The sequence below is a fragment of the Flavobacterium anhuiense genome (assembly GCF_004151235.1).
Lineage (GTDB): Bacteria > Bacteroidota > Bacteroidia > Flavobacteriales > Flavobacteriaceae > Flavobacterium > Flavobacterium anhuiense_A.
Genome location: NZ_JUIV01000025.1, coordinates 30032 through 53481, shown reverse-complemented (window position 1 = coordinate 53481; position 23450 = coordinate 30032). Strand labels below are relative to the sequence as shown.

Genomic DNA, 23450 nt, shown 5'->3' with positions numbered 1-23450 from the left:
GTTTTGTAACTAATCCTGTAGATTGGAAATACAGCTCTGCTAGAAATTATGGCGATAACGATCAAACTGTTTTAGAAATTGATATTAATTGACTTTCCTGTGTGCACGAGCGAGACGCTCGCGCCAGCAGGGGGGGCTTACGATTTAGAACCTTTTTTAAATTTTAAATACTAAAATTATGAGTACAGTTATAAAACACACAAATGATAGTGGCAATTATATTACAGATCAACAAGTTTCTTTTTTACAATTCTACAATAAAGAATTTTTCATTAATGGTAATGAACTAAAATTAATTGAAAAGTATGGTCCCCAAGGAAGGTCAAATAAAAGCGTTGTTTTAAAAGGAGGAGAATATTATTTATCACCAGATGAAGATTTACAACTAATAATAAATCAACACTCAACTACAGCTCCTTATTGGACATTTTGCTACAATAAACAAACAAACAATTATGGTGATGTTTATTGGGAATATCTTTTTTACAAAAATGGAGAACTTGATGTTAAAGGACGACAGGTTTTTAACAATGAAAAATTATTGATTGCTTCATGTACAATTGATCTAGAAACAAATCAATTGAAAAATAGAAGAAAGTTTTTTTATGGAGATCTGAATTTTTATAAAAGGAATGAATATGAATCTCATTTTTTGAGTGTATCATATAATGAAAACAATGATGTAAGTGATATTTATATATATGATGATGATTACCAAAGTGTAAATGAATTTTTATCTTCAACTAATTCTATTCATTTCGATTGGTTAGGCAATACCTATTTCCATAGTTTTGAGCCTATTTTGCCAACTACAATAATTGCATAATTTATAAACTTTAATAGATAAGAAGAAAACAATCACTAGGTTTATCACACCTAGCCCGATCTCCCGCTGGCGCGAGCGTCCCGCTCGTGAACGCAAAGTTGTCTTGTCCTAAAATAGATATACAAAAAAATAAAACAACTCAAAGACAAAAAATCTTTGAGTTGTTTTTAAAATCAAAAGAGAAATCAAATCTCTTAAATTCCAAAAAATTACATTTTAAAAAACTCAGGAAACTTAAAATTATAAGTTTCCCTACTCTGCTATTGGCTATATCTAAACCAATACAAACCTTATTTCTTTGTTTTACAGCTCTGTAAAATAAAAACCCTATTGTGACGCCACTAACACAATTTTTAAACATTCAGATTACTTGCAATCATCCAAAATCAACAACTTTTTGTAAGTGTCTTATATATCTGAATGAATTACGGTAATCCCCTATAAGCCCGATTAAAAGCCTATAAATTATTTAAACCCGTAAAAAATTAATTAAAAATGAGTACAAATCACAACAGAATCAGAGTGGCGGACTTAGAAAAAAATCAGCCAAACAAAATTTTAAAAACGAATCAGAATGGTGAATTAGAGTTTACCGATGCAAACAATCTTCAAGCCGAAAGTTACAATGCCCTTGACTGCATCACCGAAGGTAAAACCTTAGATGCCAGACAAGGGAAAGTATTGAAAGACATGATTGATCTTAAACCCGTAGACCTAGCTTCTGATACGGAAACTCAAATTAGTGCAGCAGTTCCTGAAGATAAAAAAGTAGTTAGTCGCTTGAAATTGTTTAATTGGTGGGAATGGATGAAGAGAAAAAGTGAAATCATTGTCGGTAATTGGACTTTTAATAATATTTTGAAAATAGGAAACTCAGGCTATCTTATGACGGATACATACAAATTTTGTATAAGAGGAAATCAAGGAAAAACGCTTCAAATAGGTGTTGAAGGAGTAGCCGATGATTCTATTTCAATCGATGTTACTGGAATTTCCTTAAAAAATCGTCTTACATTACCTATTGGGACTTCCACAATTCCTGCTCTTGTTATTCCTAACGGTGTGCTAACTTCATCTCCTCAAAAGGGTGCAATAGAACGAGATCTTACAGGAGAACTTTATCATGTTATAAACAATGCCCGATATAGAATATTTGACAGTCGTGATTCTGGAAATTTTTTAACAACGACTTGGAGATCAACATACACAAGTTCTGCATCTGTATCAGGAACTTATGTAAATACATCAGCATCATCGATATCATCTATTGCTTCGGGTGCTTTAGGCTCTTCTAATCAAGGAAATTATTTATTTAAAACATTTGATAACTATTTGATTAAAAATGGAAATTATTCACCCTCATTAATTGCTCCTAAATCTGTTTTATTTGAAGTTTATTTAAAAGGTAATAATTGCAAGTTTTCAGGAAGTCAATACATTAAATTATATTCTGTTGAAAGAACGGACGTAACGACAGAAAATAGTATTAGAAATTATGAAATCCCAATACAAACAAATTTAAGCCAAAGCGGTGATCTTCTTGGCTCTGTCTTAATGTTTTCAGAAACAACTTACGATACTTTTGGTAATAAAATCTTAGAGAATTACAAGAAATATTTTTTACAAACAATTGATTATGTTGGAAATTATACAGATTTGAAATTTTCAGATGCCTCAATTTCATTAGAATACAGAGTAAGTGTTTTATTCGATGACTCTACAAATCAGAACTCTAAAAATGTTTATGCAAGACCAATTTTCACAAACTATTCTTCACTTTTTTTAAAAATATAATTAAATAGGTAACTATAAATGATGTGGCTGTCTCATTCAAAAATAGAAATGAGACACCACCATCTTTTTACAGAACTCTAAATTTATTACTTTTTACCCTAATCTTATCCACTCTCTTTACAACCCTGTAAAGCCTCAGAACATCCATGTTAAACCGCTAAGCAGCTCTTTTTTAAGCTCCATTTTTAGGCTCATCTTTACACTGTCAAAAGAAAAAAACAGGTTCTGAAACTCTTAAAAACTTTAGTCTTTTGAAAAAATCATTAAGCAGATAAATTGCTAAAAACTGCTTAGAAAAATCCTAAAAAACTATGCATTTACATCGCAAAGATTGGTTCGATCTTACTCCAATTTAATCATTCAGAATACGAACAAAATTAAAGTCAAAAACAAAATTAGAATATGCCAACTAATCCAATTCCTGCGGTTCCAATTCCTACAGCGCGATATTATCCGAGATTGTCCGAGATAATTACTGTAGACGATTTACCAGAATTCTTATCGTTTGTCGAAGATGGTTTGAATTCCATTTTTGATAAAATCCATTACAAAAATTTACAATATTCAAAAGGGTATCGTGGTGATTCTGCCTTTTATAGTCTTGATATTGTATCAAGCAAAAAACTGGCTCTGCCTCTGCCTTTTGGTCTAGGTTTGGTTCTTAATCCAGATCTAAAAGACAATGATTCTTCTATATCATCATTTCCCATTACATTAGAATATCAGTGGGAAATTCTGGCTTTCTTAAAAACATTCAGCTCCAGCAATTTCTCTTTTTCTATGGAGGACTTTTATGCTGTGGGTCTTCAGGTTTTCCGCATCAGCGAAGAACAAGTTGTAGCTCATATGATGAATATTTTTGTGGAAGCCGAAGAAGGAAAAACAAAATACGAACAGCTTTTAGAAGATATTAATACGCTTCAAAATACTAATCTGGAATTTCCAACAAATGTAGAACAATCCATTGGAGGTATTATTGACCTCATCAACGATAGTACTATAATTACAAAATCGATTCCGCTATTATTATTTGGAATTTATATCGCTAAAGAAGGTTTTACTTTAGACGAAATCAAGCAAAAATTGCAAGATTTCTACAACATTGTAGCTCCAGATGGAATCGAAGCTCACATTAAAAGAATTATTACTCCAAAAGCAAAAGCAACCTTAGCTTTAAGTGCTGGAATTGAGTTTCCAAGAAACATCTTAAAACCTGTCAACTCCGATGGAACTGATTATGGTGATGGAACTCAAAAATCGATGTTCGTATTTGCTGAGGCACAATTGTATGCAGATACCGAAGAAGGTATTGGCTATCAATTAGAAATGGGAGGATCTCTTGCTCCTTCAAATTATGCCATGATCGGCAACACAGGTTTACTTCTTCAGTTAGATACTTTAAAAGTCGATTTAAGCAAAAAAACCAATATTTCGGAAGCTGATGCTGACGGACGCCCAAATGATTTCGTTGGAGTTTATGCTCGTGCTGTTTCAGTAACTTTTCCTTCAAAATGGTTTAATGATATTCCTAAAACGCCAGGAAGTACAGCTCCAACACTACAAATTGGCGCATCAGATTTATTAATAGGTACAGGCGGACTTTCTGGAAATATTTATCTGGAAACAGTACCGAGTACAGATGGTGCTTTTAGTTATTTCAACGATAAATTCAATTTTAATTACCCCATCATCATGTTCCAAAAGGACGAAAATGGTGTGGCCAATAAAAAAGAAATTGCCGATTACTCGTCTTTACTTGTCTTTTTACAAGAATTAAATAGTAAAGGCTTACCATACGCTTTTGATTATCCATTATCGTTAACAACTATTAACGATTCGACCACTTATATTTTTACCGAAGCAAAAGATTATCAAAATTTCCTAGCAGAACTTTACGATAATACACTTTGGAAAACTATTGGTTCTGAGAAAAAAGGATTCAAAGTTGGCTTCAATAAATTTGATATTACTTTCAAACAAAATAAAGTTACTAGCTCTAACATTAAAGGTGCTTTAGAAATTCCAAAACTTACAGAAAAAAATGGAGATGCATTAAAAGTCAATCTTGAAGGTCACTTAAATGATGATGGAGATTTTAACCTTACTGCTTCATTCCCAAAAGATAATAAACCAAAAGCAAATCTATTTGACCTTGTTAATATTGATTTCCACAGTTTTGAACTTGGTAAACAAGATGAAGATTACTATTTAGGAACTTCTTGTTATGTTTCTTTTCCTGAAGGAACTTTAATGGGAAGTTTATTAAAAGGGAAAGGATTTGAGGTTGAAAAATTGCGTGTGTACAGCGACGGAAATATTGAAGTTGAGGGCGGATCTATTCCAATTCCTATCAGTCTTTCGGTCAATTTAGGTCCAGTTCAAATGGCAGTTACGAACATCAACTTTGGTTCAACCCAAATTAATGGCCGTAAATATAATTTCTGGGGATTTGATGGTGCCATCAGTATCAATCCGCTTGGAGTTGATGCTCGTGGTGAAGGGGTTAAATTTTATTACTCTACTGATCAGAACTCCGAAAACGGTCTTAAAAAAGATTCCTTTTTAAGAATCCAAACTATTGAAGTCGATTTAATCATTCCAGGAACTGCAACAGAAGCTTCGGCTATGGCAATTATCCACGGTATGATTTCGCTTCCTGAACCAGGAAAATCTAAAGAATTTATTGGTGAAGTTGGTTTGAAACTGCCAAAAGCAAAAATTTCAGGAAGTGTAGGAATGCGTTTTATGCCTAAATACCCCGCCTTTTTAATTGATGCTAGTATTGAACTGCCCGTTCCTATTCCGCTTGGATTTTTAGCCATTAATGCCTTTAGAGGTTTATTAGGATTTAGATATGTCGCCACCAAACAGGCTGTAGGATTAACAAAAGATAATTCTTGGTATGATTATTATAAACATCCAAAACCTGGTATTAACATTAAAAAATTCAGTGGCCCACCAGATTCTATGCAATACAACACTCCATTTTCTATTGGAGCTGGAGCCACTTTTGGAACAGTTGCAGATGGCGGACATGTATTGTCTTTAAGAGCCATGCTTTTATTGTCTCTGCCTACTCTATTTTATATTGAAGCAGGGTTGAATGTTATTTCCTCACGATTAGGACTGATTGAAGATGACCCTAGCAATCCGCCATTTTTTGCTATGGTTGCTTTTGGAGATGATTCATTAGAACTAGCAGCTGGTGCAGATTTTAGTATTCCAAAAGACAGCGGACAGATCATTAAGCTTCATGCACTGTTAGAAGCTGGATTCTTCTTCAAGAATCAGAAACCTTGGTACGTAAATCTCGGTTCTAAAAAAGATCCTATTACGGCAGAAGTTTTAACCTTATTTACCGCAAAATCTTTTATTATGATTTCTGCTCAAGGTATCGAAGCTGGAGCTAGATTAGATTTCAAATTACAGCAGAGTTTTGGTCCAGCCAAAGTTAAATTATGGGCCTACTTGGAAATGGGTGGAAAAATCTCATTCAAACGTCCTCAAATGGGTGGTTACATTAGCGCTGGTGGAGGAATCCAAATTAAGCTTTGGATTATTAATGTTGAAATTGCTTTAGATACGATATTTTCTGTTGAATCATTTAAACCTTTCTTGATTTATGCTAGACTAGAACTAAGTGTTCGTGTGAAGATTGCTTTTGTGAGGGTACGTAAAAATTTCACCGTTGAACTGCAATGGGATCTTAACCGAGTAGTTGATCGTACGCCATACAGCCCACTTCCTAAAGGAACTGTTGGAGACGGAGAAGATGATAGAACATTAGAAAATGTCAAAGGAGTGCATATGCTAACCAATCAGGCATTTGCTTTGGATTATTTCAAATTGCCTGGCGAAAAAAATTATGAAAGCAAAAAGCTTTATCCAGATGGCACTCCAAGACCTGAGTTTATTACCTCGGTAATTCCTTTAGATACTTATATCGACATTAAAATGGCAAAAGGATTGGTTCCTAGCTCCGAATTAAACAAAAAAGTAGGAGGATATACTGGTGAAGCTAAAAACTATACTGATTTAATGCCTCCTGAAGCGACATCTAAAGCCGGAAGACCAATACGTCAAGTTAAGCATGAATACGGAATCAAATCGATCAATTTGAAATCTTGGAATGGCTCTGAATGGGTAGATTATAATCCTTTTGAAGCAGTTGTACAAGATACTGAAAGAACCAATGAATTAAAGGGATTACCTTGGGCACATTGGCAAAAAGCAATTGACCAATATGATTCTATTAGAGTATTAGCAACAAATCCGTTTTCGTTTTTAAGTGCAGCCGAACCAGGATGGCATGTTCCTGAACAATTAGGAATTACGTCTACAAAACTATTTTGTGCTTCAACACAAATCGAAAAACAGCATATGGATTTCCTTAACAAACAAATTGGAAAGCGTTACTATGTGCCAATGCAGTACGAAGCTGATAAAATCAATGGTTTGTTTTTCAAACTTATTGGAGAACTTTCTGTGATTGAAGATCAATACACGCTTGAAGGTGGCGATTTCATGAGTATTACAACTGATGAAAATCCTTTTGGATATAATCGATCATTGTCTTTTAGAAATGAAAACGAGTTAGAAATTATTTTTCCTGAATCTGCTATTGATCCAGAATTAAGGCTTACAACTCAGGCTAAAGAAGTAAAAATTACAGCTTATACTGCCTTTTTTAATGATGGAGATAAATTAGTATCATACGCGCCAGCAAACTTTAGAAAAACTGAGATAGACGAATTTTCTATAGAACAAACTTATACGAAAGCAGAATTTGCAAAAGCGATTACCTTATATACTGAGGAAATTGATGGCCAGAAGAAAAAGATAGACAAAATTGTAATTAGCCCAGTTTCAGCAAATGCAAAACGCATTAAAGAAATCAGAAACGAAATTGCTGCATTATTTGATGATACGTATGGCGAATTAACAGGAGAAACTGAAATTACATTGACAGATCCTATAAAGATTGCTAAATACGCCTCTCTTATGACTGAATTGACAAATCTGAAATTGGATGCTGGAAATGAAAATGCTAATACTGGAGGTAATCCAAATGCATTGACTTTTACACATTATTACGGCTATAATGGGAGAACTTTATATGATTTTGATCAAGTAATTAAATTCAATGATTCGTATGTAGTAACATTCCATCCAAAAGAAGATGCGAAAACTACGATTCTATTACAAGTCAATTCTGATGGTTCAATTATTAGAGAGCGTTTAATTAACGGAATTGTCACTTCTCTTCAGGTTGTAAATGGCAATTTACTGGCAACTCAGGCTTTAAACGCAGAACAATGTAAAGGAATTGGAGAAGCAACAATTGATCTTGACTTTATTGTAGGATGCTCCTCTCCTATTGCCGCAACTGCAATTGTCGAAATGGATGAAGAACTAAATCCGATTTTAGGCACGCAATATTTGAATACTTATTCTTTAGGTTTCAACAAAATATTGCTATTAGCAAATAATGACCTTCTTTGGATTAACAATACATTATCAAATGAAACTCAAATCAGTTGGATTAAAGGAAGTGACAGAACTGTGATTTATCGTTCTAAAATTAACGGAGAAGCAGTTAAAGTTCTTCAGCATAACGATTCAGAATTCAGTTTGATTACTAAGGATAAAAAAGTTATCCGTTTAAATGTCGACAATGCATCAAAAGTAATTTCTGCAACGGATACAAAAGTAATTTCTACAACTGAAGTAGTTGAAATTATCGATGCCATAATTGCGAATAATAAAATACTCCTTTCAGTTAAATTATCGAATGGCAAGTTTGCCTTGGCGCAGATCGATGGAAATACTCTTTCATTAGTAAAAAATGACACCATTTTTGATTCGGCTGTTTATTTATCTAATCAGACATTAAATGATCATTCTGTTTTGGCTTACAATACGCATTATTTGTTTGTATTGAATGAAACTTTAACCCAAACACGATTAATTAAAAGGGAAACAAATGTAGAGGATGCTTCAATCATTCATATCCAAAATGAACCGTCTGTAAATGAAATCTTGATGCTTTCCAGCAAACCAAAAGAGAAAGGTGTTTATTTTTCATTGTTTAGCGATGCATTTGATAACTGTTCTTTACATCCTGCCGAACAAGTTTCTGTAACTGCTTCGACAGCTGCTCTGACAGTCGGAAGTATCAATTATACAGTATTGGGTTTAATTAGTGGATTAGATTTTAGAAGAAGCATTAAAACTTCGAAGATAATTACAACTGATGCAATTATTTGTTCAAGTCTAGTAAATACTGAAGATCCAGAACTTAATTACACTACTTATATTCAGAGAGTAGATTGGTTTAGTAAAGAAGAGTATTATCATAATAAAACGATTTTGGATATTCCTGCCGTAGCTGGGCAATTACAAGCGATGAAAAATGCTGTCGAAACAACAGTACAGCCAATTTGGAGACCAAATACAACGTACTGTTTAGATTTTACTTTGACAGATACGGTTGATGATAATAAAAAGAATCCTGTAGAATTTAAATATTACTATGGATTTAAAACTCTCGGACCAATTGGACATTTTCCTGTTAAGGATCCTGAAACAGTTGATCCTCAAAATCCGCCGGCGAAAAATGAATTGACTGCATTGTCTAAATCTCCGCTGACTTCATTAAGAAGCTATCTGGATTATAATCGTTCTTATCCAAATGCAGATGGAAGTTTATTACAGTCTAAACCTTCATTCTACGGCAACGAGCAATGTGATATTTCTTTATTCTTTACGAGTACATATACTTCTCATATGTTTAAGAATTGGGCAGAATATGAAACTGAAAGACCTGAAATTGAAGGGAAACTAAATCTTTTCATCAAAGATCCTCTGACTGATCTACTTATTGAATATCCAATAAAACCATTGGAAGAAGGACAAGAAGAAATCGCCTATCCACAACCGATAGAAAAAGATAATGATTTAGAGTGGACTGATGATAATGATCCTAGAATTCCATTGGGTGTTAGAATGTTAAACAATTTTATTGAAGATCCTTCTAAGACGCGATGCACACTTGTGTTAGGACAACCTTTAAAACCAAAATCATTAAAATACAAAACAACTTTAACCAATTTAAAACCTTCTAAACTGTATACTGTTTTAGTCAATAACTATTTTGATGGTGCGCAAATAGGAATATCAAGTGAAAGCAAAAATATCCTCGTACATCAATTTGGATTCCAGACTTCACGCTACAAAGATTTTAAAGAACAAGTTCAGAGTTATTTTGTTGATGAAGAAAAAACTAAAGAAGCCTTGTATGATGTGAATGTTAATCTGGATCAGGAACGTATTGATGCTCTGCATTACTTGATTGCTCCTAAAACTGATAATTCGGCAAATGCATTGAGCGATTCAATGGCTACAAAATATCAGCATTTGTTTGATCGTGCGACCGAAGGAATCTTAAAACTTTCTCCTCTTGATCCTGCACAAGGTACTGAAGTAAATAGAATTATTGATACGAATACTGGAGCAACGATAGCACTTTTAGTTCGAAACCCAGAGCCTTTTAATATTCCTAAAATGCCTTTGGAAGAAATTCAAGATACGATTTCTGTTTTAGATGGATCAGAAAACCCAATATCTGGATATAGTGTACTGCATTCAAAAGATTACTCACAAGCTTTGATTATGCATAACAGCAAAACCATTTCAGGAATAGAAAACTTGAAAATCAGGTTTAAATACAGAATGTGGAATAATGACGGAACTGGTCCTTTAACAAACATTATTGATACGCAGATACTGCCATTACAAAATACAAATCTTTAAAAAAATAAGAAAAAAATGAGTTCTATAAATCTTCAGGAAAGCCAGCTCTCGGGCTGTGCAACTTATGTAGCAATTGTAGTCGACGAATCAGGTTCGATCAATGGAAACGAAGCACAGCAAATTCGCGACGGATTATCTTTATTTATCAATTCTCAGAAACAAAGTAATATCACACTTTCGTTAATCGGAATGTCTAACAGCGATACAGCTGTTAGACCCGATAACGTTATCCAGAAAAAAATTTCTAGTAATTATCAGGATTTTATTGATTGGATTGATTTATATGGCCTTGGCAATGAAAGCATTCAATCAGATTATTGGGCTTCTGGTTTAAATGTTGCCAAAAATTTATCTGTTACTCCAGATATCGTTTTTGTTGTTACTGACGGTCTGCAAGTCAATAATTCTGAGTTTTTAAAAAATCTTTTTACTGAATTAAATCTAACTTCGAAAGTTTTTGTGTATGGAGTGACAAGTTCGTTTGATACTATTGAAGAACTAACGACACCGTTGACAAACTTTTTAGAAAGAACACCAATTTTAAAAAATGATCAGACTTCTGCCTTAGAATCAGATTATATCAGAGTTCCTGATTTCAGTACTTTAGGAATTGAATTAAATAGACTAGCAACCAATTTATCTGATTTACAAATTGGCTGTTTTCCTAACGTCAGCATTATTGACGATAATTTAGTTTATCCTTCTTTAAGAAAAGGATTAAGAGTAAGTACACCATGTGGAACTTTAGTTCTAAGAAACAAGAGTAGAGTTCCACTGACTTTAAGCGGTGGAACCAAAATTCATAAAGAAAAAAATCTAAATGGACTTATTTTTAAGCTTGACAACTCGGTAATAATTCCAGGGAAATCTGAAGTTGAAGTTCCAATTCGAATTGAAGGAAAAGCTTTAGCACTTGGTCATTTTTCAGCTCTCGTAGATCTAAACAGTGTTTTTAATCCTTTAGGAATAAGTATTAATTTTAATGTTGGGAGAGAATCATCAATCATTGATATTTCTTCAGAAAAAACAAATCTGCAGTCGGCCTATTTACATATCGCCGCAGCAGGTTCAAGAGGAATTGACAGTACAAAAGGAATTCATCTTCGATGGATGCTGACTGGCAAATTAGGTGAAAATCACCTTCCAAAAGGAGAATTGTACGATGGACAAAATTCTAATTCAAGCTTTAATAAACCTGATGATTTTGTAAAAGTCTACAGAGCACCTTACACAAAAATCAGCCAAACAGTAGATTTAACCCAAAATCCAAATGTTGTAGACAACAAAAAAGCACTTTGGATTTATAAAACAGTAAATCCGCAAAGATCTGTATATGTTAACTTTAAAGATGATAAAAAATATAAATCAATTAAACTTAGGATTGATCCATTAACTAATCCCGTAGATTTTATGCAGGCTTATGGAAATAGTTTGATTGAGATTGAAACCAAAACCGATTTATTCTTTGCAGCCGAATTAGATTTTTCATCTTCAAATACTTCAAAAAGTGTAAAACTGGAAACTTTATCGGTTGCTGAAAACAAAATCGCAGTTGCTAAAAACGTGAGCATCCGTAAAACCTATACTTCAGCACAACTAAACGATAAGGTCCGTGTAGTTGCTGAAAATGGAAGAAGTATTCGATTTAAAGCCAATTATTGCCTTTTAAACTCTATTCAATTTGAGTTTTATTCTGATTTCATTACTAATGCTAATGTTAATGGAGACTGGACTTTAAAAGGAAAATACGGTCTTGACACAGACGACTTTAAAGTTTTTGAACAGCTGGAGCCAAAGTTAAATACTGTTCATGGAAAATGGTTAAAATTTAATGATGGTGAATATGTAAACATTAAAAACTATAAAGCAAAATGGAACAGACCAACTGCTGAAGATGATATTACTGACGAAAACATCAAAGATATTGTTCTGAAATATATTGAGCTAAGTAAATCAGGTAATCCGACGGCCAAAAAAGATATTCATTTTGGAGATAAGATACCTATTAATGACCCAAAAGAAGGAGAAGTGCAACAATACGCTGAAAACTTAACTGAAATATCTTATCTAGATCTTTTAAACATAGCTGCAAACGATTATCATATTGCGCGTATGTTAGGTTTAGGCTGTTTAGATCTTGATGAGGAAGTTTATGATGGAGAATATATTTATTTAACAGAATATACCACTTTTGGAAGTTTAGATGAAGATCCAGAAGGAAAAGAAGTACAACATCTTTCAATGAGTATTCCAACTTCTATCAATACAGAGCGTATGCCTCTTCCTGTGCAGTTAAGCAAAATTGTTCCAGGATTAAATGTTGATTCGGATGAAAATCCAAATAACAGAATTACAGATCCTGAAGGTTATAGTTTTGATGGAAAGAAACGATTTGTGAGTTTATTTATGGATGATATCATGGATTATGATACTGTAACTACAAATCCTAAATCACAAGATGATTTTTTCAAATCATCATTAGAATATGATGGAAGTACTTTTACTTTCCCTGTTTATTTAGGAATTGATCATAAAATTGCTTCTGAAACAATATGGAAAAATCCAGAATTATCACATGATGTTGAGTACAAAAGCGTCAATCAAAATCTAAAAGAATCAGAATTTGAAACTGTTCCAATTTACATTCCTAAGTCTGGAAAATCAGTTTTAAATGCTATTCAGGAAAAAACAGGTGAAAACACGTATATCTATCAAGGATACGGAATTAATATTTTCTCGAGAGCTACATCTGGACGCCAAATCAGCATTAAATCTGATATTAAACCTGCCAATAATTTAATGCCTCCGAGCAATATGAATGCGCTTTTGGTTACAGAAGAAAATCCATTATTGTTTACTTCTCAATCAGAGCAACAATTATTAGACAAGATTACCGGAGCAGACAAAACATTGGTCAGAATTATGTTTGATTATTATTCTGCCCAAGAATTGTTAAGTTACCCTGTCCCAAAAGAAATATCTGTTAAAGATGCAGAAACCGATACAGAATCTATTTTTCCTGATACTGAAGAAATACTTGCGGATCATTTTAAACTGTACTACAAAGACGGACTTCCGGAAGTTGAATATGGTGAAATTGAAATTATTGACAACGATACTGTCAATAACCTTACTGCAATTGTAAAAATAAGAGAGTATAAAATTATCAGTAGTGGTCAGCAGGTTAAAATCGGATTAGATAATGCTAATAAAACAAGATTTGACGGAGGAATTTTAACTATTGGAGATCAAAATTATGTAATTCAAAATATCGAAGTTAAACTTAAAAAAGATGAAAATTTTAATGATGTTTTTGATTATGCTCTAATTGAAGTATTGAAAAAAGAGGTAACCGACAAACTTCATGCTGATGGAGATGCAACAATCGATTCGGAACAAATTCTAGACATTAAATATCCTGAAAGCAGATTATGTACACTGGTGCAAAACATGCAAACGGCATCTAACTGGCATCAGCCTCAAATTGATTTTACAATTCAATATCCTGAGAATTTAAATGTTATTCATCGTGAAGTTATTGATCACACCAATGAAAACGGAGAGAATCTGCAAGTCGAAAAAACAAGAGGAGTTTGGAAGAATGCTGTAATTGAAAGAGTTTTTGAGAACTCTTATGAAATGGATGAAAAAGGAGAGTATAAACTGGATGAAGAAGGTAATCTGATTCCGTTGAAAACTGAAAGGAAACATTTAGGTTTATATAAAATCATCTTCAAAAATTTCAATTTACCTCAGCATCTTCAATTTAAATCGGAGAAAGAAAACTCTGTAGAATGGGCAAATGGTATTGTGAGATTGTTTACAAAAAGCGCTTTTAAAGAAGGAAATCCTGTTCCTGTAAAATCGAGAAAAGAGTTTAAGGTTTATAAAACCGAAAATATCGGTACAACAGGAGATTTAGTCTTGTATATCGATGATCCAGATTTCAAACTTGGCAACTATACCACACAAACTATGGCTGAGGGCTATGATGAAATTTTAGGTGCAGAAGATGGTCCTCGCGAAGAAAATGAGCCAACAAATTACGCTAATGATTATGTTTCTCAGTGTGTAAACTATTATCCAAGTTACAAGGTTTATTTGTATGCAGATCATGTTTCAGGAATTACAAAGGAAAATATTCAGCCAAGAGAAAATGAGAGCACACACTACTCTAGTTTTGGAATCAGTACGCATTCAAAAGCAACTATTGGCTACAAATCAAAAATTAGCATTCCTTGTCCAATGTATGCTGTCAAGGTCGAGAAAACTGAAAAACCTGAAGAGATTATTGGGGGCAGTTTGTATGCAACACGTCCAGATTTTTACAATCGTTCAACTTTCACTTTTACGACCAAATATAATGAGGAACGAAAACCTTATGGCCTATTGCATTATAGAGCTAATGACGAAGATTTGCTGAATGTTTTATACAAACCAACAACTGTAAGTACAATTCGTGAAGAATTGAACAAATTGGGAGGAAATGATGAAATTGATTTCAACAAACGATGGGTAGATTTTTTAGATTTTAACGGACTTGCTACAAGAGGCCAATATGATGTTTTTCCAAAAAATGAATCTGAAGAAAATTATCAGTTTCCATTACCTGACAATGATGAATTAATAGAACTAATTAATGATTTTATCAAATGGCATAATCAAACACAAGATACAGATGAGCCAACGATAACTTCGATTACATCATTAAATAAGGTTTTAGTTTCAAAAAAAGTTAAAGATCCAATGTTAGCGGTATATTTTATTGAACAAGCTATTTACAATGCCTTTGTTCCATTAACTGAAGTGCCTGTAATTTATGAGCATATCAAGGACAATAAGTATGTACCTGTTAATAAAAAACAGACCATTAAAGATAAAAATGGAAATGCTTTAAAACCAACTGATTCTGATTTTGACATTGCACCAATGATGAAGGTTGTAAGTGAAACCGAAAACAGAGTACAATTTACCGATTTTAATCTGGATGGAAATTCTCAAAACATCTATTTCTATGCTGTTCGTGAAATGGACATTAAGATGAATTTTGGAGAATTCAGTGATGTTTTAGGACCTGTAAGACTAGTAGCTTCTACTCCACCTAAAACTCCCGAAATTAAAAGAATTATGCCAATTCTTGAAAATAAAGTATTAGGAATTAAGCCTGCGGTTCAGATTGAGTTAAATGCGTATCAGCCAGAATATAAAATCAGAAAAATTAATGTCTATCGTGCTGCAACAACGCTTGAAGCTCAGTCTATCAGAACGATGAAACTAGCTAAAGAAATTGTAATTGATGAAAATACTCTATCTGCGGATTTTGAAAATGTCTGGACCGTTTACGATGATTTTGAAGATTTAGAAGAAGTCCCATTTGGTGATGGTATTTTTTACAGAATTACTGTTTCTAAACAAATTGAATATGCAGATCCAGAATCAACAACAGAAAATCCAATTATAAATATTGATTATACTCCTTCACAGCCATCAAAAATTACAGCAACAGTTATGGTAGATAGTGTTTCGCCTGAATCTCCAGTTTTAGAAGCATCTAGGACTGTCACAGGGGCAAACGGAGAAAGGATTACTTCTATCATATTCAACTGGGAGAAAACGGTTTATAATGGTAAATATCATTTATATAAAATGAACGGTCAAGGGAATTGGGAGAAGATTCATGAAATTTCAACAAATCTCGAAAATGTTGCCTTACCGCTTCAGCTGACAAAATTAAAAAATGATGAATTGATTATCAAAGATGAAAATGGAAATCGAATCTATCATCATTTCAAAACAATCTCAGAAAACTCATCAGGCATGGTCAGCAGCGATGAAAAAATCCTAACTCTTTAAAATTAATAAATACCAATGATTTGATTCATTGGTATTTATTTCAGGACTTAATAAAACATTTAAAAGCAAAGAAATAAACTAAACAAAATGGCAACAAGTAGAAACGACTTTCACAACAAATTCAATAATGGAGATATTCCATCGCACTTCGACTTTGTCGAAATTTTTGACAATTTCGTTCATAGAGACGATGACAAGGCAGATTTACAAATGGTCGAAACAGGAACGGATAACCAACATTACATCACGCCAGCACTTTTAAAAGCCGCGTTTCAAAATGCGGGAATCATTGCTGGTAATTGTTATGTTCCTTATAAAGAATTTCAGGATAACTTTTCAGGATCATCAATTCAGCTGGAATCTTCTCCCATTGCAGACAGTGCCAAAGTCTATAAAAACGGACAACTGTTAAAAGAAATTGATGATTATAATCTAAACTATGATAGTGGTGTACTAACTTTTACTGATCCAATAATCAGTCGAAATATTGAAATAAATTATTGGTCTAAAAATTCAGATACTGACTCTGAGGAAAGTGGTTCTAATCCAATTCTTGGAAGTTTATCTATTCCTTATAAAGAAAATTTTGATGAGGATACTTTCACTAATGACAAAATCACTTTAAAAGAAATCCCTGTAAAAGATAGCATCAGAATCTATAAAAATGGCCAACTACTTAGAGAAGGTCAAGGCAAAGATTATGCTGTGGATTACAACAATGGTATTATTACATTTTCGACAGTAATAAGCAACCGCAACATCGAAGTCGATTATTGGTACAAAAGCACTGTTACTTTATCTGATTTGGAATTAAACACTAAATATGTTGATTTAGCTACAGCTCAAACCATTGGCGGAAACAAAACTTTTACAGAAACAGTAGAAGGTAAAAGCTTTGTTAAAACTGGCGGAACGGCTAATCAGTTTCTAATGGCTGATGGTTCTGTATCAACTTCTCCAGGTTCTGACTATGATGCTGGACACTTTATTAGTACGCTTTCTTCAGGAGGCTACCAAAAATTTAGTAACGGATTAATTCTTCAGTGGGCATATTTAATCAACAATACAAATACTTATACTTTTCCCTTAACCTGGCCAAACAAAGCTTTAAGCGTTACACTCTCCACTGTAAGAACATCTTCTGGAAGTAGAGGAGCCAATCACGTTGCCAATATAACAAATACAAATTACTATGCAGTAATTGATGGCACTTATGGCTACATGTTCGCAATTGGGTATTAATTAAAACTAAAAATTAAAATTATGTATAAAGCAACATATAACGAAAACGGAGAATACACAGGTTTTTATGTAGAAGAAATTCACGAAAACATTCCTCAACCTAATATTGAGTTAACCGAAGAAGAATGGCAGCAAGCATTATCAAAAAATTATAAAGTAATTGAAGGCAAACATACTTTCTCTCCTTTTGTCCAAAACAAAGAAGAGCTTTTAGAAAATTTAAGAGCCAAAAGAAATGCGCTATTAACTGAAAGTGATTGGACCCAAGTAGAAGACTCACCTCTTTGTGAAGAAAAAAAAGAAGCTTGGAAAAATTACAGACAAAAGTTAAGAGATTTAACCGATTTAGAAGATACAGCAACAATTGTTTGGCCGGTAAGCCCTATGTAATGAATATTTCAATTATGACTCTTCAATGAGCTAAAAATCAAATAATTATTATTTATTAAAAAATATGGAAGAAAACTTAACATACAAACCTTTTGCTTATATAGACCAATATGTTCCCGAAGAAGGAACATTCGTTTACTATAATTCTGAAAAGACTTTAGCTGTAAAAAAGAATGATTGCCCTTACGGAACATCTGGAAGTCTAGTTACTTTAATTGCCCCTGCCAATAAATTTGTTTCTACTGAAAGTGCTGAAGATGCAAACCAACAAGCAGAATCTTGGTTAGATGTAAATGCGCAAGCTTATGCAAATAATATTGGAACTTGCACTATTAGAGCTACTGCATGGCGAGGAGAAAGCCCTTCTTGCGTACTTGAACCTGCTACGACTTTGCTTCCTTTTGATTACATGATCATTAAATATAAATGGGCATTTGGCGCAGGTGCCGACCTAGATACTTTTACAGGTCTTATAAATACTGGTATCAATACTTTAGATAATAAATGGGTCGGATTTGGACTTGGCAGTGAAGTTCCTGCAAGTGCTTTGGCTCAAGATTCTTATATAATGTGGGGCGGGGATGTACAAGATGTAACTGGTATCGAAACCTGTCTTGTAAACTTCAGAAAAATAAAAGAAGATTACCCTACTTTAAATGATATCCAAGTAAGAATGGCCGGTGTTTGGTGGGATTCAAAAAATACTGGAAATATCGATGTAGAAATCACAACCTACCTTGGTGGAACTATGGAGAAAGTAGGCAAAGACATTGTAAATAACAACGGACAGCTAGTTCAACAGCTGAATTTTTCAAAAAATGTCTCAATACAAGGAAAGCGTTTAACTATAGACCAAGTAACCAACATTGGGTACATTAATTATTCTAACAACCTCTCAACTGCAAATGTTGTGATAAATTATTAAAAATATGGGAAATACAGGATACAAGTCTTTTGAAACACTAGAAAGATATTACACAGATGATGGCACTTCAACTGGAGAAACTAAACCCAATATAGTTACGGATCCAGATTATATTGCTCCTTTTAAAGATGAAGTCGAATGTCCGCCAAGTGCTCGTTTTTATAATACCATACAAACCAAAACTGTAACTAGAAATAATTGTGGTGCCGGATATATGGGAAGCGATGTCACACTTACAGCCTATCCAAATCAATTTGTTTCAAATGAAAGTATATTAGACGCAAATAATCAAGCAATTGCTTGGCTAGAGGGTAACGCTCAAATATATGCTAATAATGCGGGAGTATGTACAATTGCTCCTATTACAAATCCGACCGTACCGACATTACAGCATGCCTATTATGGAGGCGAGAATATGATACTTGAATGGCCAAATTATATTGATTCAGGAGTTATAACTTATGAATTATATCGTAGTATAAATAATGGTACTCCTATGCTTTTACAAACATCAACAGACACCTTTTATCATGATAAATTATCAAATGGTGTGACATATTCATATCAAATTAGAATTAATTCTAATGGATACATTTCTCCTTACAGTAATACGATCACAGTCACAGGTACATCTTCATAAAAAATGTAATTCATAATATTTTTGGGGTTTCTATACCCCAAAAGATTATTTTTTTTCAAAAAACTACTTAAAAAATACCATAAAAATGAGCACAAACCACAATAGAATAAAAGTCGCCGATTTAGAAACAAGTGAGCGAGACAAAATTTTAAGCACAAACTCCAGTGGCGAGCTAGAGTTTCGTGATATTAATAGCATTAAAACTGATAGTTATAATGGATTAGATTATACTGAAGAGGGAAAAGCTTTGGATGCTAGACAGGGAAAAATTTTGAAGGGCTTAATAGACAACATTAAAGACACTCTCAAAACTTATTTTGACACCATCTACTTAGGAATTTCTAACGATCAAAATGTTTTGGGAATTAAAACATTTCTTAATGGTACATTAGGCATAAGAAATGCCGCAAATACTTTTACCTCTTTTTTTTCAAATTCTAATACTGCTTCAAGAACTTATACTCTACAAAATAGAAACGGAACTTTATTAGATAATACTGATTTATCAACTATAAACTCTTCTTTGGCAACCAAACAGTCCGTTTTTACGGGAACCACAAACTACATCCCTAAGTCATTAAATGCAACAACACTAGGTTCCAGCAGGTTAATTGATAATGGTATTTCTTTTGGAATCGGAATAATCAATAACCCCACAAAAGATATAACCTTAGGATATCAAATCAACAGAGAAATAGGAGTTGAAGAATCCAACAACTCAAATGAAGGACGTGATCTAACCATAACAGCAGGCAGGACAATCAATTATGCACCAGCTGGTTTTGTATCTTTAAATGATATCGGACGTCCTTATTTTGGAGTTGTTCAAACTGCAAATAAAGATATTTTAGCAACTTCTGGAAATTCAATTTATAAACAAGATCCCTCAACTGGATATTTTAATCAATCAATTAGCCTTACCGGAAGTGCCAAAGGAATGTTTATAGATGATTTCAATAATTTGTTTGTAATAGTTGGAAATAGTTTACAAAAGCAGACAAATTCTACTGGCCCATTTATTACTGAAACTGGAATAACTCCACGCAATTATGTATATATTGACAATACCCCTAACGGAGATGTCTATGCGGTAATGTCTTACTCAGAACAAGGTGGAGCTACAAATGAATATATCTATAAAAGAACAGGCAATATGGGCGATTTTTTACCTGTAAATTCTATTCAAGGAAGATGGAACTCCCTTGCTTGTTCTAAGATTAATGGCTGGATTTATGCTGGATTGAAAGGGTCTGGATTGTATCAATCGAAAGATAATGGTTCTACATGGCAACTAATATATACCTATGGAAATATTAATAATGTAGTTGTTTTACCAAATGGCACTATCTATATATCATCATTTTGGGGTGGATCACCAAATTATTTATACAGTGTAAATCATGGAGTTACTTTTATAGACTCTGGCAATGCTATGCCTTTTAATTTCGGAGTTATGAAATCCATCCCAAATGGAAATGTGTACTGTTTCGGTATGTCAAACAATCAAAGCATGGCTTTACAAAGCAATTACGCTATAGGATCACCGGATTTAAATGGCGGTACATTAAAACTTAAGGCAGGAACAGGAAAAGGTATAGGTCAAAGCAGACTTCAATTTTTAACTGGTCAAAAAACAACTTCAGGAACTGATATGCAAATTGAAACGGTTAGAGCATACATAGATGAAAATGGTTACATGATTTGGACACAAATGCCTACTTATCCAGACAATGTTTCCGCAATTGCAGGGGGGCTACCAATTGGGTGTGAATACAAGACATCTACTGGAGACCGCAAAATAGTTTATTAAAAAAATACCACAAAATGAGCACAAATCACAACAGAATCAAAGTGGCTGATTTAGAAACAAATCAGCAAAATAAAATTTTAATTACCAATGAAAATGGTGAATTAACTTTTAATGATATTCCTGAAAAAACTTTTAAAACAGTCAATGGAGAATCAATCCTTGGAAGCGGAGATATCGATTTATCAAATAAACAGGATATTTCTAATCAATTAGAAGTAAATTCCAATCAGACCATTCCATCTAACTGGCATGGCAAAACTGTACTTTTTACGGCTAACTGCACCATTACAGTGCCGGCTTCATTGCCTCAAAGTTTCATTTTTAACGGAATCACATTACCTGGAGTAAGTGTAACTTGGGTTATTACAGCACCACATACATGGCTTTTTGGAATTCCATCTGTAACAGTCGAAAAACAGATTTTTACTTTTACGAAAAGAGGAACTACAAATAGCATTTTACTATTAGGTGTATAACTATGGGAGCTTTATTACAAAATACTATTTTCGGGAGAAGCAAAAACTCTTTTGTTTCCACTTGGCGGACTTCAAACACATCTGCCGGATCGAGTACTGCCACGCAAATAAAACTTCCATTAGTTGCATCAGGAACATACAACTTCACGGTTGATTGGGGAGACGGAAGCTCTAATAAAATTACTGCTTGGAATCAAACCCAAGCTACTCATACTTATGCGACAGCGGGAGATTATACAATAAAAATAAACGGAACTTGTACAGGATGGCAGTTTAATAATACTGGAGATAGGTTGAAAATATTATCTGTTCAATCGTGGGGCATTTTAAAACTAGGAAATATTACGAATCAATTTAATGGTTGTGCTAACCTAAATTTAGCATTGGTTAAAGACGTTTTAAACTTAACTGGAACAACAAATTTAGCAGGATGTTTTGTTAGTTGCACCACATTAACAACTATAAACAGAATTAATGAATGGGATACCTCATTGGTTATAAATATGTCGCAAATGTTTAATGGCTGTAGCAACTTTAATTCATTAATAGATTCGTGGAATACTGTTTCTGTTACTGATATGAGTCTAATGTTTAGTGGTTGTCTTTTATTTAATCAACCTTTAGGAAATTGGAACACTTCAAGAGTTATAAATATGGCTAGTATGTTTAGTAATGCTACAAACTTCAATCAAAATATTGGTGCATGGAATGTATCTGCTTGTGCATTTTTTGGACTTATGTTTGTTAATGCTACAACATTTAATAATGGTGGGAGTCCAGATATTCAAAATTGGCAAATAAAAACAAATGGTTCTGTTGATATGAGAAACATGTTTCATGGTGCAAGTGGATTTAATCAGCCAATTGGAAATTGGAATGTTTCAGCAGTTACAAATATGTCCACTATGTTTTACACAGCTCGCAATTTTAATCAAGATATAGGTACATGGAATGTTTCATCTGTTACAAATATGTCTAATATGTTTGGTGGCGCTATGAATTTTGATCAAAATATTGGAAATTGGAATGTATCTAATGTAACTAATTTTGGCGGTATGTTTAATTATTCAGCATTTACTAATGGTGGAAGTCCAGATATTCAAAATTGGCAAATAAAAACAAATAGTCCCGTCGATATGTCTAATTTATTTGTTGGTACTCCGTTTAATCAAAATATCAGTAGTTGGAACGTGTCAGCAGTTACAACTATGTTACAAATGTTTAGTTATGCCAAATTTAATCAAGATATTAGTAATTGGAATACCGCAGCAGTTACAAATATGACTGGTATGTTTTCTAATAATAAAGATTTCAATCAACCAATTGGAAATTGGAATGTGGCTGCAGTTACTAATATGTCAAGTATGTTTACTGGTGCTACAAATTTTAATCAAGATATAGGAAATTGGAATGTATCTAACGTATCTAATTTCTCTAATTTCATGTCAGGAAAAACTTCAACAACATTCTCAGCTTCAAATTTAGATGCTATTTATAATGGATGGAGTTCAAGACCAGTAAAAACTCCTATTACAATAACATTTGGAACAGCAAAATACACATCAGCATCAAGCGCGGGAAGAGCTTTGTTAACTAGCTCTCCTAACAATTGGGTAATTACTGATGGTGGAATTTAATCTCTAATAAAATACTTTTTTCTAAAGCCAAACGCAACATACAAC

At 33.3% G+C, this 23450-nt stretch carries 11 protein-coding genes and 1 pseudogene; all 12 read left to right on the top strand.

Features of this window, described 5'->3' with window-relative positions:
* A pseudogene (locus NU08_RS22535) lies at nt 1-92 on the top strand (transposase); the annotation flags it as partial.
* 86 nt (nt 93-178) lie between these two features.
* On the top strand, nt 179-826 hold the full coding sequence (locus NU08_RS20710; RefSeq protein WP_129748952.1) for a hypothetical protein: 648 nt from the start codon (nt 179-181) through the stop codon (nt 824-826).
* A gap of 495 nt (nt 827-1321) precedes the next feature.
* Nucleotides 1322-2620: a hypothetical protein gene (locus tag NU08_RS20705; RefSeq protein WP_129748951.1), complete on the top strand. Its 1299-nt coding sequence runs from the start codon at nt 1322-1324 to the stop codon at nt 2618-2620.
* A 402-nt stretch (nt 2621-3022) separates the two neighbouring features.
* Complete coding sequence (locus NU08_RS20700) at nt 3023-10432, top strand: hypothetical protein (protein WP_129748950.1); 7410 nt, start codon at nt 3023-3025, stop codon at nt 10430-10432.
* A gap of 15 nt (nt 10433-10447) precedes the next feature.
* On the top strand, nt 10448-16285 hold the full coding sequence (locus NU08_RS20695) for a VWA domain-containing protein (protein ID WP_129748949.1): 5838 nt from the start codon (nt 10448-10450) through the stop codon (nt 16283-16285).
* Between the two features lie 87 nt (nt 16286-16372).
* The gene (locus tag NU08_RS20690) at nt 16373-17527 is read left to right on the top strand and encodes a hypothetical protein (RefSeq protein ID WP_129748948.1); all 1155 of its coding nucleotides are present in this window, start codon (nt 16373-16375) and stop codon (nt 17525-17527) included.
* A 21-nt stretch (nt 17528-17548) separates the two neighbouring features.
* On the top strand, nt 17549-17917 hold the full coding sequence (locus NU08_RS20685; RefSeq protein WP_129748947.1) for a tail fiber assembly protein: 369 nt from the start codon (nt 17549-17551) through the stop codon (nt 17915-17917).
* Between the two features lie 64 nt (nt 17918-17981).
* A complete protein-coding gene (locus tag NU08_RS20680) occupies nt 17982-18842 on the top strand; it encodes a DUF5977 domain-containing protein (protein ID WP_129748946.1) in 861 nt (286 codons plus the stop codon).
* 4 nt (nt 18843-18846) lie between these two features.
* Complete coding sequence (locus NU08_RS20675) at nt 18847-19482, top strand: DUF5977 domain-containing protein (protein WP_129748945.1); 636 nt, start codon at nt 18847-18849, stop codon at nt 19480-19482.
* Nucleotides 19483-19567: 85 nt separating this feature from the next.
* Nucleotides 19568-21292, top strand: coding sequence for a sialidase family protein (locus NU08_RS20670; RefSeq protein ID WP_129748944.1), 1725 nt, complete (start codon nt 19568-19570; stop codon nt 21290-21292).
* A 14-nt stretch (nt 21293-21306) separates the two neighbouring features.
* Nucleotides 21307-21768: a hypothetical protein gene (locus tag NU08_RS20665; protein WP_129748943.1), complete on the top strand. Its 462-nt coding sequence runs from the start codon at nt 21307-21309 to the stop codon at nt 21766-21768.
* 2 nt (nt 21769-21770) lie between these two features.
* Nucleotides 21771-23405: a BspA family leucine-rich repeat surface protein gene (locus NU08_RS20660; protein ID WP_129748942.1), complete on the top strand. Its 1635-nt coding sequence runs from the start codon at nt 21771-21773 to the stop codon at nt 23403-23405.
* Nucleotides 23406-23450 lie beyond the last annotated feature (45 nt).

Coding starts and splice junctions, on each gene's coding strand:
- NU08_RS20710 (WP_129748952.1), top strand. CDS start 179: ATGAGTACAGTTATAAAACACACAAATGATAGTGGCAATTATATTACA.
- NU08_RS20690 (WP_129748948.1), top strand. CDS start 16,373: ATGGCAACAAGTAGAAACGACTTTCACAACAAATTCAATAATGGAGAT.
- NU08_RS20675 (WP_129748945.1), top strand. CDS start 18,847: ATGGGAAATACAGGATACAAGTCTTTTGAAACACTAGAAAGATATTAC.
- NU08_RS20695 (WP_129748949.1), top strand. CDS start 10,448: ATGAGTTCTATAAATCTTCAGGAAAGCCAGCTCTCGGGCTGTGCAACT.
- NU08_RS20685 (WP_129748947.1), top strand. CDS start 17,549: ATGTATAAAGCAACATATAACGAAAACGGAGAATACACAGGTTTTTAT.
- NU08_RS20700 (WP_129748950.1), top strand. CDS start 3,023: ATGCCAACTAATCCAATTCCTGCGGTTCCAATTCCTACAGCGCGATAT.
- NU08_RS20705 (WP_129748951.1), top strand. CDS start 1,322: ATGAGTACAAATCACAACAGAATCAGAGTGGCGGACTTAGAAAAAAAT.
- NU08_RS20670 (WP_129748944.1), top strand. CDS start 19,568: ATGAGCACAAACCACAATAGAATAAAAGTCGCCGATTTAGAAACAAGT.
- NU08_RS20680 (WP_129748946.1), top strand. CDS start 17,982: ATGGAAGAAAACTTAACATACAAACCTTTTGCTTATATAGACCAATAT.
- NU08_RS20660 (WP_129748942.1), top strand. CDS start 21,771: ATGGGAGCTTTATTACAAAATACTATTTTCGGGAGAAGCAAAAACTCT.
- NU08_RS20665 (WP_129748943.1), top strand. CDS start 21,307: ATGAGCACAAATCACAACAGAATCAAAGTGGCTGATTTAGAAACAAAT.